Origin of the sequence: Sinimarinibacterium flocculans, from assembly GCF_003201205.1 — a bacterium.
In the GTDB taxonomy this organism is placed as follows: domain Bacteria; phylum Pseudomonadota; class Gammaproteobacteria; order Nevskiales; family Nevskiaceae; genus Solimonas; species Solimonas flocculans.
This window is the reverse complement of record NZ_QICN01000002.1, coordinates 581,666-594,828: the sequence shown is the minus strand read 5'-3', so window position 1 is coordinate 594,828 and position 13,163 is coordinate 581,666. Positions and strand designations below refer to the sequence as shown.

The 13,163-nt window shown below is 67.8% G+C and carries 16 protein-coding genes; 8 read left to right on the top strand and 8 right to left on the bottom strand.

Going from position 1 to position 13,163, the window contains the following annotated elements:
* The 8 genes from C8D93_RS06520 to C8D93_RS06480 all read right to left on the bottom strand — a co-directional run.
* Nucleotides 1-646 (bottom strand): STY4528 family pathogenicity island replication protein (locus C8D93_RS06520; protein WP_245903833.1); only part of this gene is annotated, 646 nt, incomplete at its 3' end.
* A gap of 2 nt (nt 647-648) precedes the next feature.
* Complete coding sequence (locus C8D93_RS06515; protein ID WP_004255086.1) at nt 649-1,209, bottom strand: DUF2857 domain-containing protein; 561 nt, start codon at nt 1,207-1,209, stop codon at nt 649-651.
* Nucleotides 1,210-1,225: 16 nt separating this feature from the next.
* Nucleotides 1,226-2,884, bottom strand: a complete 1,659-nt coding sequence (locus tag C8D93_RS06510; protein ID WP_110264333.1) for a ParB family protein — start codon at nt 2,882-2,884, stop codon at nt 1,226-1,228.
* Nucleotides 2,877-3,113 carry a hypothetical protein gene (locus tag C8D93_RS06505; protein ID WP_016852007.1) on the bottom strand — a complete coding sequence of 79 codons (237 nt, stop codon included), beginning with the start codon at nt 3,111-3,113 and terminating at the stop codon, nt 2,877-2,879. The genes C8D93_RS06510 and C8D93_RS06505 overlap by 8 nt, the downstream gene beginning before the upstream one ends.
* Entirely contained in the window at nt 3,097-3,963 is an 867-nt protein-coding gene (locus C8D93_RS06500; RefSeq protein WP_110264332.1) for a ParA family protein, read from the bottom strand. Before C8D93_RS06500 ends, C8D93_RS06505 begins: the two co-directional genes overlap by 17 nt.
* Before the next feature lie 40 nt (nt 3,964-4,003).
* Nucleotides 4,004-4,222 (bottom strand): AlpA family transcriptional regulator, encoded by a 219-nt coding sequence (locus tag C8D93_RS06495; protein WP_016446183.1) that lies wholly within the window; start codon nt 4,220-4,222, stop codon nt 4,004-4,006.
* A gap of 118 nt (nt 4,223-4,340) precedes the next feature.
* Nucleotides 4,341-5,102 carry an ATP-binding protein gene (locus C8D93_RS06490; protein ID WP_170123930.1) on the bottom strand — a complete coding sequence of 254 codons (762 nt, stop codon included), beginning with the start codon at nt 5,100-5,102 and terminating at the stop codon, nt 4,341-4,343.
* A gap of 530 nt (nt 5,103-5,632) precedes the next feature.
* Nucleotides 5,633-6,544, bottom strand: coding sequence for a LysR family transcriptional regulator (locus tag C8D93_RS06480; protein ID WP_170123926.1), 912 nt, complete (start codon nt 6,542-6,544; stop codon nt 5,633-5,635).
* Nucleotides 6,545-6,770: 226 nt separating this feature from the next.
* Here C8D93_RS06480 and C8D93_RS06475 point away from each other — a divergent pair, with 226 nt between their 5' ends.
* The 8 genes from C8D93_RS06475 to C8D93_RS06440 all read left to right on the top strand — a co-directional run bounded on the left by C8D93_RS06475 (nt 6,771) and on the right by C8D93_RS06440 (nt 13,159).
* Nucleotides 6,771-7,265 (top strand): ExbD/TolR family protein, encoded by a 495-nt coding sequence (locus C8D93_RS06475; protein ID WP_110264329.1) that lies wholly within the window; start codon nt 6,771-6,773, stop codon nt 7,263-7,265.
* Between the two features lie 66 nt (nt 7,266-7,331).
* A complete protein-coding gene (locus C8D93_RS06470; protein ID WP_164926441.1) occupies nt 7,332-8,240 on the top strand; it encodes a LysR family transcriptional regulator in 909 nt (302 codons plus the stop codon).
* Between the two features lie 307 nt (nt 8,241-8,547).
* Entirely contained in the window at nt 8,548-9,327 is a 780-nt protein-coding gene (locus C8D93_RS06465; protein WP_110264328.1) for a thiazole synthase, read from the top strand.
* Between the two features lie 9 nt (nt 9,328-9,336).
* Nucleotides 9,337-9,957: an FMN-binding negative transcriptional regulator gene (locus C8D93_RS06460; protein ID WP_110264327.1), complete on the top strand. Its 621-nt coding sequence runs from the start codon at nt 9,337-9,339 to the stop codon at nt 9,955-9,957.
* Nucleotides 9,950-10,651 carry a tRNA (guanosine(46)-N7)-methyltransferase TrmB gene (gene trmB, locus C8D93_RS06455; protein ID WP_110264326.1) on the top strand — a complete coding sequence of 234 codons (702 nt, stop codon included), beginning with the start codon at nt 9,950-9,952 and terminating at the stop codon, nt 10,649-10,651. The genes C8D93_RS06460 and trmB overlap by 8 nt, the downstream gene beginning before the upstream one ends.
* A 99-nt stretch (nt 10,652-10,750) precedes the next feature.
* Entirely contained in the window at nt 10,751-11,638 is an 888-nt protein-coding gene (locus C8D93_RS06450; RefSeq protein ID WP_110264325.1) for a phosphoribulokinase, read from the top strand.
* A gap of 10 nt (nt 11,639-11,648) precedes the next feature.
* Nucleotides 11,649-12,680 carry an NADP(H)-dependent aldo-keto reductase gene (locus tag C8D93_RS06445; protein WP_110264324.1) on the top strand — a complete coding sequence of 344 codons (1,032 nt, stop codon included), beginning with the start codon at nt 11,649-11,651 and terminating at the stop codon, nt 12,678-12,680.
* Between the two features lie 173 nt (nt 12,681-12,853).
* Nucleotides 12,854-13,159: a DUF6763 family protein gene (locus C8D93_RS06440; RefSeq protein WP_110264377.1), complete on the top strand. Its 306-nt coding sequence runs from the start codon at nt 12,854-12,856 to the stop codon at nt 13,157-13,159.
* Nucleotides 13,160-13,163 lie beyond the last annotated feature (4 nt).

Here is a 13,163-nt window from a genome sequence, read left to right as displayed (position 1 = left end):
GCGTCTTCCAGCCATGCCGCTCCATGCGCTGCGCCAGCACCTGCAAGCGGGTCGGCAGCGTGCGGCCGCTGAGCAGCGGGTCTTCGGCAATCTCCTTGAGCGTGTTCATGCCCACCATCTGTACCGCCTTGGCGGCATGGGTCAGCGCCTGACTGACCAGGCCGAGGTAGTCGGCATCGAGCTGCATCGCCTCGAAGGGTGACAGCGGTTCGTCGTGCAGCACGTAGAGGTTGCCTTGGATACGGCCGGTCTTGGGATCGCGCCGACGCCGCACCAGGCTGAGCCAGCGCGTCAGCCGCAGCAGGGTCAAGGCGCGCGCCACGGTCTCGTGCGAGGCTTGCGCCGCACAGGGCATGGACGCCAGATAGGGGCGGAGCTGGTCGTAGGTGGGAAAAGCGGTCACGCCGTCGTCGTTGAGCTGCAGGCGGAACACCTGCCAGGCGTTGCGCTCCAGCGGCGTCAGGCGTCGGTCGAGGAACAGCGCGCGCGGCGCGCTCTCGTGCCGGTTGCCGCTGTAGAGAAAGCCGTCCTGGCTCGGCGCCGTGCTCGGCGCCGGTTCCTTCGGCTCAAGGTGCCGCAGCGCCTCGTCGAACAACGCCGACAGCGCAATCGGGCCATCGCGCCGTGGTGCGCTGCCCGTGGTCATGGCTACACCAGCCCCTGGTCGATCCAGTTCCGTATCGCCGACCAGATCACCGACATGGGCAGGGTCATGGCCTCGGCCAGGTCCATGGTCAGCGCCAGCATCGCCATGTCGTCGGTCAGGGCGATATGGCGCTCGGCGACGCCGGCCTTCCAGCGCTCCCACAAGGCCACGTCCTGCGCCTCGTCGAGCACCGGATGCCGGCCCTTGCGCTTGGGCAGCCCGAGGATGTCGCGGCGCAGCGCCACTTCCTGATGCGTGAGGCCGTAGAACTTGCTGACCATCTCCGTGCTCGCCCCCAGGCGCAGCATGCGGTCCACCGTGGCGATCTCCCGCTCCACGTCGTGCACCTGGCTCAGCAGCCGCTTCAACACCTCCCGGTTCACCGACACCGAACACCACGACACCGTGGCATTCACCAGCATGCTCACGAGCTCGGGGTGTTTCAGCGCATCCAGCTCCTCCTCGCCGAAGCCCATGGCCTTGCAGCGGCGCAACTGGCCGTTGCGCAGGTCATGCAGGGCCTGGGCGATCACGGCCTGGTTGAGCGGGTGCGGTGCCGACATACGGGGCCTCCTGCGCTCAGGATTCCTGGCCCGCTACGCCGGCTTCCAGGTCCAGCAGCCGACGCGCCAGGCGCAGCAGACGGAACAGCTTCACCAGCGCAGCATCGCTCAGGCGTGTGGCCGCGCCGCCGTGGCCATGCAACAGCGCCGCCAGCTCGTCGGCCAGCCGCGCGCGGTCCAAGCCGTTCGCGGCGGGCGGCGCCGCACTCAGCGCATCCAGCAGGGTCAGCACCGCCCGCGCGAACGCCGGCAGTTCCTTCGCCTGGCCGACGGCCGGCGCCGCGCAGACGAAGCCGATGCCGCCGTCGCTGGCCTCGATGTGGTCGGCTACCGCCGCTTCCTCGCCGATCTCGCGCGCGAACTGCGCGATGTGCACGCGCAGGCGATCCGGTGCGTCCAGCCCCGGCTCGATGTACCAGACGTCCGAGATGGGATAGAGCCCTCCGGCCTGCACGGGGATCGCACGCAGCGCGTCGGTCTCGAAGTCGGGCGGCTTGTCGCCGAGTTGGTCCGCGACCATCCGCTGGATGGACTGCAGGCGCTCGGTGGTCGGCGCCGGTGTCACGATGTGCCCTTGCAGGCGCTCGTCGCGTGGTCCGTGCTGGTTCTCCGGCGCTTCGGACGATGCAGGCGGTGTCGCTGCTGGCGCCGCAGGCGAGACTGGCGTGGTGTCGCGCGGTACGGACGACACGGGTGGCTGCCGAGGCGCGGAGACCGGTGCGGAAGGAGCAGCAGGCACGACAGGCGCCGCCGGTGGCTTCGGCGCCGTCGGTTCGCTGGTCAGCGCACGCTGGCGGTTTTCGCTGTCGTCGATCTCCAGCGCCAGCGTGTCGTAATCCGCCTCCAGCAGCTCGGCCATCTGGCCCACCAGCTCGTCCTGCACCCGCTGCGGCGAGAAGTCGTCCGGCCTTGTGTCGAACTGCGCCAGCACGTCCTGAAACAAGGTGGCGAAGTCCACGGCCACGGTGCGGCTCAGCGCACGCCGCTCCCAGGTGCGCTCGCACGCCTTGCGCAGCACTGCGAGCCGGTCCACCTGATGCCGGCCCAGCCCGCCGTACAGCAGCGTCGGGATCGCCGGCAGCAGATAGCGCAGCGCATCGTTCATGCGGCTGATGTGTGACTGCGGCACCGGATAGCCGTCGGCAGTCAGCCGCCGCGCGAGTTCGCTCTGCGACAGCGACTGGCCGCTTTCCTGCTCGTAGAACTCGCGCGCCTTCTCGATGCCCAAGGCCCGCTCGATGAAGGTCAGCCCGCCGCGCAGCTCGTTCTCGGCCAGATGCCCGGTCAGCGCCACGATTTCGCCGCGCGCCGGCCACGGGCGGAACAGGCACGCAATGCGGAAGAAGCGTTCCTCCTTGGTCTCGCTCCACAGCTCGCGCAGGATCGCCAGCCGCGTGTTGCCGCCGTTGCGAATGATGTAGTGCGCCTCGCCCGGCCTGCGCGTGATCGCGGGGGGCGCGTCCAGCCCGCGTTCGCGGATGGACGCCTTGATCTCCGCATAGGCCGGGTTGCGCGTCACGCGCGGGTCGTGGTCGTAGGGCCGCAACTGATCCAGCGTCACCACCATCGGCGTGTCGGCGATGGGGTCGCTCAAGGTCGCGGCCGAAGGGCCACTGCGCTCGAAGCCGGTGGCCAGTAGCTTGGCAGCCATGTCCTGCGGCGTCAGCTCAGCCACGGCCGTTCTCCTGCGCCTGCCGGTCGGCGCGGCGAAGCTGCGCGCGGGCATTGCGGTCGGCGCGGTGGTCGCTCGCAGTCGAGCTGGTGTAGATCGACGCGCAGCCTTGTTTCGTGAATTTCAGGTGCCCGCCGGACGTGCGCACCACGCGCCAGCCTTCGTCCAGCGCGAACTCGATCAGCGCGCGCAGCCGTTCACGGCCGCGCGCCAGTTCATGCGCGCTCGCCATGGCCGGCCCCTCCCGCATCGGCGCGGCCGGTGACCAGCGCGAAGCGCCCCCGCCACGCGGGGAACAGCTCGCCGGCCAGCGTGCGCATGGTGTCCAGCGCCGCGGGCGCCGTGCGCCCAGCCGGCCGCCGGTACTCCACCCGATGCACCGGCAATCCTCGTGTCGCAGCGCGCGGATAGGCTTCGATGGCCGGCACGTCGGTGTCCAGCACCTGCACGCCGGCCTGTTCCTGGAACACCTGTCGCAGCGCCTGCTGGACCAGCCGCGCGTTCGACGACACCGGATGCACACGGTTGATGAGCAGGCGCAGCGGCGGCGGCTCGATGCCCAGGTGGCGATACGGCGCGATGTCCTCGATCAGTTGCAGTGTGCCGCGGCGCAGTTCGCGCGCGGCCAGAATCTCCGGCGTCACCGGTGACAGCGCCAGGTCGGACGCCAGCACCGCCATCTCCAGCAGCACGCTGCGCGCGCCCTGCGTGTCGATCAACAGCAAGTCATAGTGCGTGCGGAAGACGGGAAGCAGATGGCGCAGTCGCAGGCGCCCATCCGGAGCGTGCAGCAGCAGCGTGTTCAGTTCGCCGCGGTCGTCGTTGGAGAGCACCAGGTCCAGGCCCGCGATCGCGGTGCGCGACACCAGTTGCTCGATGCGCCGCTCGTTGAAGGCCAGCATCTCGTAGATGCCGCCGGGCGCGCGCACGTCCAGCGTGAAGTAGCTCGACAGCGTGGGCTGCACGTCCAGGTCCAGCAGCAGCACGCGTAGCCCGGCATCGGCGATGAAGCCGCCCAGGTTGGCCGCCGTCGTGGTCTTGCCCACGCCGCCCTTGGTCGAAATGATGGACACCACCTGCATGGGCTTCTCCTCGTCGAATGGCATGAACCGAGAAGAAGCGTCAGGCGCGTTCTTTGAGGCGGTCGGCGATCCACTGTTCGATCTCCACCGAGTCCCAGCCCACCGCGCGCACGCCCAGGCGCAGCGCCTTGGGGAACTTGCCTTCCTTCATCAGACTGTAGATGTGCGCGCGCTTGAAGCCGGTCTTGGCTTCGACCTCGGCGCGGCGCAGGATGCGGTGCTCGGTCGGTGCCGCCGTGGCGGTGGTCTGCGAAGACATGAGGGTCACTCCTTAACGCTCAGTGGCGCTGATTGGCGTGACTCGAATTAAGAACGCCGCGTTGAAGAAAGACACCGCAAATGCGGTTTCCGCGACCGCAGATACGGTCTGGCATCGCTCAGGAAGTTGTGCTCTGCAAATTGCGCCGAGCCCGTGCGAACTTGGCCTGCAGGGTGCGTTCGGTGATGCCCATCGCGTTGCCGTGGTGCGCCACCATCGCGCTGATGATGGCCTCCTGCGTCAGGAAGCTGGAATACGGCGTGCCGCTGGGCGACTTGCCCAGCAGTAGCGTCAGTAACCCGCCAACGATGTTCAGGTAGGTCGATTCGCTGCGCGGCCCCGGCGTGTTCGCTCGCTCCACGTCAGCCGTGTAGGCGGCGTGCGTCTTCAGCAGCGCCTCGTGCTCGACGCGCAGCGTCTCGTGCACGCCCAAGTGTTCCGCCAGCCGCGCCTTAATCGCTTCCCGCTCGGCCAGCAATGCGCCCACTGTGTTCAGGCTGATCGCCGGGTGAAGCGCACGCTCGATCTCATCGAACAGAAACGCCGGTTTCTCGCCGGGGTAGTAGTGCGCCATCCAGGCTTTCAGATCGACGTGCCGCACGGTCAGCGACGGGTCGTCCATCGCCAAGCCCTGCGTGTCCCGCGCCAAGCCGTCCTTGCCATACGGCATCTCGCCGTGAGCCAGCGCATCGAAGATTCTTTCGGCGTTCAACCGCAGCATCGGCCAGCGCGGAAACTCCGTTGCCTCCGGCAGAGGCCGCTGTCCCAAGGTCGCCAGGATGCGCCGCTCGAAGCGCAGCAATCCGCTCCAGCGGATTGCCGCCTCGATCGGGCGGTAGTAGGTCTTGGCGCCATCGGCCAGGCTGCTCGACTTCGGCATATCGCGCGCCTCCATTCGTCATCGCACCGAGTCCAGGCACGCGCACCCGCCGTACAGGGGGGGCGTGCGTTGCTGTCCAGGAATCTCCGGGCGAAACGAACAGGTGGCGAAGCGGTGAAGACCGTGGCATCGGAGATGCCGCCGGTTTCATTGCGAGATGTGCGCCTTGCTGCGCATGGCGCCATCCCTCACAATTCGCAAGCCGCGAAACATGCTGTCACCAGCGTCATTCGCGGGCACCATGCCTGACCCGGATAACCAGGCCAAAGTCTTTGCAGGGGAAAAGGCCCAGTAAAGCGCGATCAGCTCAACACGCCAGAGCCGATGCGCATACGGCAAGCACTGTTGCGCCGCGCGTCTTCGCTGTGACGCGACGCGATGGGCATGCGAGTTTCATCGCAGGATGCCAACCGCAAGCGCGAGCAGCCTGAGTGCAGCACACCCGTGCACCGCGGCAATGGAATCCCGCTATGACAAAACAGGTCTGGCGCTTTGACCAAAATGGAATCGGTTAACCCGCCGAGGCAGCCTCATGCGAGCCGTTGCGCATGCAACGGCATGTGGCCGACACGCTGCGCACGGTCGATGAAGTGGCGCAGCGGCTCCGACATCGCGCCCTCGGGATGTAGCAGGTAGGTCGTCAACGCCGCCGAGTCTTCATCCAGCGGCCGGACGATCACGTCCGCCTGCCGGCATGCCACCGCGTGCGCCGCAGTGGAAAATCCCACGCCATAGCCGGCCGCCACCAGGGCCAACATCAACGAGTGGGTCGTCACGTACTCGGCCACGACCGGCGGTGTCTCCACCAGGCGCAGCAGGCGCTCGCATTGCCGGCTGCACTCCTGACAAACCTGCGGGTGACACAGCACCAGCGGGTAGCCCACCACCTCGTCCAGCGGTACCCGCTTGTGCGCCAGCAAGGGGTGCCGCGCGGGTATGGCCACCACCAGCGGGTCTTGCCACACCGGCCTGGCGACCACCCCGGCCTCCATCTCGCCGGCCATCGCAAAGGCCGCGTCGTACAGGTCGTTGCCCAGCCCGCCCACCACCTGTGACAGCGGCGCCTCGAACAGCCGGATGCCCACTTCCGGCGCCTCCTCCCGGCACAGCGCGAGAAGCGCCGACAGCCGGGTCCGGCCGACGCCGCCGGCCAAGGCGATGCGCAGGGTGCCCCGGTGTCCCGCCGCCACCGCCCGCGCCTTGATCTGGGCTTGCTCAAGGGTCAGCAGCACGCGCCGGGCCTCCTCCAGGAACACCTGCCCGGCCGGGGTCAGGCGCACCCCGCGCGGCGTGCGCTCCAGCAGCGTCACGCCCAGGTCCGCCTCCAGTTGGCGGATCGTGCGCGACAGGGGCGACTGCTCCACATGCAGCCGCCGCGCCGCCCGGCCAAAGTGCAACTCCTCGGCCACGGCGATGAAACAGCGAAGATGGCGTAAGTTCATGTACTTCCCCCCAGAAAGTGGAGTCCATTCCTCTGGCCGCAGGGAACCGCATGAGTGCTTCCCGGTGGCGATGCCGGTCACAGAGGCTTCCAGTTGCCGCCATCCGGCCTTCAGTCGCCGGCACGAGGCGGCGTCTGAAAGCCGGGTTATTCCATTGGTGTTGCCATATCACACAAAACCACGGACAATCAATAATAATTCTCATTAGCATCTGTGTCTGAATGGAGTGAAGCCGATCAAGCCCGACGTGGCGAACCTGTCCGTCACCACCCACGGCAGCGTGTTCTGGAACGACGAACGCATGGGCGACGAGCAGCTCGCGCAGCGGCTGCAGGCCTGCGCGCCGCGTCAACCGCAGCCCGAGGACTTCATCCGCGGCGACCGCCTGGTGGGCCTACCAGCGCGTCGCCCAGGGGATGGCGGCTACGCAGAAGTCTGGGGTGTTGGAGCTGAGCTTCGTGACCGACCAGGCCATGACCGGGGTGAGCCGAAAGACACCCCCATGAAACTGCATCGGCACGCCCGCCCTGACGCCGGCGTGTCGTCGTCGGTTGCACTGATCGCGGACACCAGTCACGCGTGCGCGCCTGACGCCTGCGCGCGCGCCATCAGCATTGAATGTCCGGGCTGTGTGCGCCGGCCTGCTCCGCGCATGCCGGCGACGGGCCTGTTCCCGACAGGCATAAGTGCTTCGACGCGATGCCATCGAAGGAGGTGCTGACGGGATGCGGATGGAGGTGCTGGCGCCGGATAGGCCGAACCAGAAGAAGACAAACAGGAGGTGGCCTTGGATTTCAGGTTGCTGCGTTACTTCGTCGCAGTTGCGGAAGAACTGCATCTGGCCCGTGCAGCCGAGCGTCTGGGCATCGAGCAATCGCCTGTGTCGCGTGCGATGCGCGACCTGGAAAGCCAGCTTGGCGTGCAGTTGTTCGACCGCAGCACACGCCTGACGCGGCTGACCTGGGCCGGCCAGGTGTTCCTCGGCGAATGCCGGCGCGTGCTAGCCACCGTGGAGCAGGCAGTCAAGAGCGCCAAGGCGGCGGCACAGGGCTACCAGGGCCATCTGCGCATCGCGATCTGCGACAGCCTGGCGCAGCCCCGCATCGCCACCTTGCTGGCACGCAGCCGCGAGGATGAGCCCGAGCTGGAGATTCGCGTCTTCGAGCTGCCGTTCGCGCAGCAGCTCAAGATGCTGCACAACGATCTGCTGGACATCGGCTTTGCGTTGTCAAACGCGGTGCATGATGGTCTCGTCGCCGAGCCGGTGTGGACCGATCCGCTGTCGGTGATCGTGCCCGCACGCCATCCCTTGCTGGCACACGTGCAGGTGCCGCTGGCCGAAGCCTTGAAGTTCCCGCTGGTTCTGTGCCATCCCGAATCGGGATCGGGCTGCCGCCATCAGATTCAAGCGCTGCTGCAGGACGCAGGCACGCCCCTCAAGCTGGTCGATGAAGTGACCAGCCTGGGCGTGATGCTGACCCTGGTCGGCGCCGGCTACGGCATTGGTTTCGCCATCGCCTCGCAGGTGCAGACGCTACAGCGCCCGGACATCTCCATTCGTCCCCTGGCCGGCACCCCACCGATGCTCTCTACCTACCTGCTGCGCCGCCATGGCGAACCCTCCGAGCCGATGAAGCGGTTCATCGAGCGGGCGAAAGACGAGGCCGCACCGGTCGATGAAGAGCCAGTCCTTTGAGGACGGCAGCTCGCCTGTCCGTTGCGACCTGTGGCGTGGTGTGCCAGTAGACAGATAGACTTCCGAATGAAATCCGATGCTCTGGCTGTTGATGGATGTGCTTGGCTCGCTTTGGATCACCCGCAACGGCCTGCGTTGACCAGGCCGAAGACTTGAGTCCACAATCGAGTCCATTCCGTGACGCTTGGATCGGAAAAAACGTTCGTAATAAACGAGTTAGCGACCGGGTGCTGTTCCCATCGCCCGCTCCAGATTTCTTCTGCGCAGGCCGCGCCCTGAAGCGCCTGCCGCGCCCCCCGGAGAACCCGTGAACGACACCCTCACGATCGCCGGCCGCGCCTACCGGTCGCGGCTGCTCGTCGGCACCGGCAAGTACAAGGATCTCGACGAGACGCGCCGCGCGATCGAGTCCAGCGGCGCCGAGATCGTCACCGTTGCCGTGCGTCGCACGAACATTGGCCAGAACGCCAACGAGCCGAACCTGCTCGACGTGATTCCGCCGTCGACCTACACGATCCTGCCGAACACGGCCGGCTGCTATACGGCGGACGACGCGGTGCGCACCTGCCGGCTGGCGCGCGAGCTGCTCGACGGACACGACCTGGTCAAGCTCGAAGTGCTCGGCGACGCGAAGACCCTGTATCCGGACGTCCCTGCGACGCTCGAGGCGGCGAAGACGCTGGTCGCCGACGGCTTCAAGGTCATGGTCTACACCAGCGACGACCCGATCCTGTGCAAGCGGCTCGAAGACCTCGGCTGCGTCGCGGTGATGCCCTTGGCCGCGCCGATCGGTTCGGGCCTGGGCATCCAGAACAAGTACAACATCCTGACCATCGTCGAGAACGCGAAGGTCCCGATCCTCGTCGATGCCGGTGTCGGCACCGCGTCGGATGCGGCGATCGCGATGGAACTGGGCTGCGACGGCGTGTTGATGAACACGGCGATCGCCGAGGCGAAGGACCCGGTGCTGATGGCCGGTGCGATGCGCAAGGCGATCGAGGCCGGCCGCGACGCCTACCGCGCCGGTCGCATGCCGCGACGCCGTTTCGCCAGCGCCTCCTCGCCGGTCGAAGGCCTGCCCTACTAGACGCCGACGATGGCGCTGTACACCCCCCGCCACTTTGCCGGCAGCGACCTGCGCGAAGCGATCGCGCTGATCCAGGCGTACGGCTTCGCGACGCTGGTGACCGCCGGGCACGGCGAGCCGCAGGTCACGCACCTGCCGCTGCTGTGGGCCGCCGGCGGCGATCACGGCGTGCTCGAAGGGCACATGGCGCGCGCCAATCCGCACTGGCAGCGTTTCGCCGACGGACACACGCTGGCCATCTTCCATGGTCCGCATGCCTACGTGTCGCCGTCGTGGTACGTCCAGCCGGAATTGCAGGTACCGACCTGGAACTACGCGACGGTGCACGCGACCGGCACCGTCGAGGTCATCGACGACCGCGACGCCAAGCTCGATCTGGTGGACCGCAGTGCCGCGGTCTACGAAGCGGGCAGCGCGTGTCCGTGGACCCGCGGCGTCGACGGTGAAAGGCTGGAGGCGCTGCTGCGCAACATCGTGGCCTTCCGCATGCCGATCTCGCGCCTCGACGCCAAGTTCAAGATGAGCCAGAACAAGACCGCCGCCGACCGCGCCGGCGTGATCGCGCGGCTCGAGGCGTCCGGCGACACGGTGCAGCGCGAAGTCGGACGATGGATGGCCGCGCATGAGTGAGGCCGCAGACGCGCAACCGTCGAACCGGCGGCAGATCCGCTCGTTCGTGCGCCGCGAAGGGCGCCTGACGGTCGGGCAGAGCCGCGCGCTGGAGCAGCTGTGGCCCGCCTATGGTGTCGAGCCCGGCGGTGGTGTCCTCGGTCTGCAGGCGCTGTTCGGCCGCGCCGCACCGGTGGTGTTCGAGATCGGCTTCGGCATGGGCGACTACTTGGTCAGCCGGGTCGTGGCGGAGCCCGGGCACGATTTCTTCGGCGTCGAGGTGCATCGGCCGGGCATCGGCCGGGTGCTGCATCGCGTGCACGAGGCCGGCTGCCGCAATCTGCGCGTCGCCTGTTTCGATGCCGTCGAGGTGCTGCGCGACTGGCTGGCACCGGAGAGCCTCGACGAGATCGTCATCCAGTTTCCGGACCCCTGGCACAAGAAGCGGCATCACAAGCGCCGCCTGATCCAGCCGGCGTTCGCGGCGCTCGCCGCATCGCGTCTCAAGCCGGGTGGGCTGCTGTCCCTGGCGACCGACTGGGCCGAGTACGCCGAGCACATGCGCACCGTGCTCAACGCCGAGCCGGCCTTGCGCAATCAGGCGGCCGACGGCGGCTTCGTTGCCCGGCCGCCGACGCGGCTGCGCACCAAGTTCGAGCAGCGTGGCGAGCGTCTGGGACACGCGGTGTTCGACCTCGCCTATCGCCGCCTCTGAGCGTCCGTCACGACGGACATTCCGCTGCAACGCGGAGTCCGGTACCCTCGACCGTCCCCCTGCGCGCTGACGACGGTGCGCAACAGGCAGGAATCGTTCATGTCCGTCCTTCACCCCATCGTCGGGATCACCGGGTCGAGCGGCGCCGGCACCAGCACGGCGGTGAAGGCGTTCATGCGCATCTTCGAGCAGTTGCACGTCAAGGCGGCCTTCGTCGAAGGCGACGCCTTCCATGCCTACGATCGCGAGCAACTGCGCCGCACGCTGGAGCGCGCGCGCATCCGCGGCGAGAACTTCTCGCTGTTCGGACCCAGCGGCAACCTGCTCGAGCGTCTCGAACAGCTCCTGCGCGAGTACGGCGACAGCGGCACCGGTACGGTGCGCCACTACCTGCACCTCGACAGCGAAGCAGAAGCCCTGGGACAGCCGGTCGGCACGTTCACGCCGTGGGAACGGCTCCCGGAGGACACCCACCTGCTGTTCTACGAGGGACTGCACGGCGGTTACGTCGGCGAGGACGTCAACATCGCGCGGCACATGGACCTGCTGGTCGGCGTGGTGCCGGTGATCAACCTCGAATGGATCCAGAAGATTCGGCGCGATACCGCCGAGCGCGGTTACCTGGCCGAGGAGGTGCGCCGCACGATCCTGCGACGCATGCCGGACTACGTCGACCACATCGTGCCGCAGTATTCGCGCACCGACGTCAATTTCCAGCGCGTGCCGCTGGTCGATACCAGCAATCCCTTGGAGGTGCGCGAGATTCCGAGCCCGGAGGAGAGCCTGGTGGTGATCCACTTCAACGAACACTCGCGCGTGCGTGCGGATTTCGACCTGCTGCTGTCGGAGCTGCCCGGCGCATTCCAGTCGCATGCGCAGACCGTCGTCGTGCCGGGCCTGCAGCAGGAGCGGGCGCTGGAGCTGATCGTCAAGCCGATGGTGGTCGACCTGCTCGCGCGTCGCGACAGCGCGCGACCGGCGGCCTGAGCCGCCCCACATGGAATACCGTGCGCTCGGGATCAGCGGCCTGAAGCTCAGCGTGATCGGCCTGGGCACGATGACCTGGGGCGAGCAGAACAGCGAGACCGACGCGCACGCCCAGATCGAGCAGGCGCTCGAGGCGGGCGTGAACTTCATCGATACCGCCGAGATGTATCCGGTGCCTCCGCGGGCCGAAACCCAGGGGCGCACCGAACAGTACATCGGCAGCTGGCTGCGCAGGACCCGCCGCCGCCGCGACATCGTGCTCGCGAGCAAGGTCATCGGCCCGGGGATGTTTCCCTACCTGCGCGGCGGTCCGCGACTGGATCGCGCGCAGGTGATCGCGGCCTGCGAGACCAGCCTGCAGCGACTGCAGACCGACGTCATCGACCTGTATCAGGTGCACTGGCCGCAACGGCCGACCAACTACTTCGGCAAGCTGGGCTACGAGCCTCGCGACGCCGACGGCCCGGCGATCGAGGAGACGCTGGCCGCGCTCGGCGAGCTGGTGCGCCAGGGCAAGGTGCGCCATGTCGGCGTCTCCAACGAGACGCCCTGGGGCGTCTCGGAGTACCTGCGGCTGCATCGCGAGCGGGACCTGCCGCGGATCCAGTCGGTGCAGAATCCGTACAGCCTGCTCAACCGCAGCTACGAGGTCGGCCTCGCCGAGTTCGCGCACCGCGAACAGATCGGTCTGCTGGCCTACTCGCCGCTGGCGTTCGGCATGCTGTCCGGCAAGTACCTCGACGGGGTGCGACCGCCGAACGCCCGGCTGACCCTGTTCACGCGCTTTTCCCGCTACAACGGCGAGCAGGGCGTTGCGGCGACGGCGGCCTATGTCGCACTGGCACGGCAGCACGGCCTCGACCCGGCGCAGATGGCCCTGGCCTACGTCAGCAGCCGGCCCTTCGTCGTGTCGAACATCATCGGCGCGACCACCGCGGAGCAGCTGCGCAGCAACCTCGCCAGCGCCACGCTCACGCTGTCCGACGATGTGCTGCGCGGCATCGAGCAGATTCACGCCCGCTACACCATCCCCTGTCCCTGAGCGGCCGGAGCAGGCGATTCCCCCGCGTTTCAGCGGCTTGCCGGCCAGCGGCCTGCCGGTGGCTTGAAGCCGCGCCGCGAGGGGCGTAGAACTTGGGGTGCGCCCTGCGAGGAAAACCCCCCGTCGGCCGAAGCAAGGCCGGCCCTCGACGGATGGCGCGGGAGGTCAATGAGATGGCGGAATGGCTCAGCGATCTGGCTGTCGGGCAGTGGTTCAAGGTCGACGGCGAGCCCTTCGAAATCGTCGGCGTCGACGCGAAGGCCGAGATCGTGCTCGTGCAGCACTACGACGGCACGCTCGAGGAATTCGACTTCGACACCTGGATGGAACTGGCCGCGCAGTCCTGCGCGCCACCCGAGGACTATTCCGGGGCGCTCGACATCGAGCCGGAAGACTACGGGCTCGACCGCGATGACGGCACGCCGCATGCCGGCCGTTGGGACAATCCGCTGGACCTGATCGACATCAACGGCCTCTGAGGAT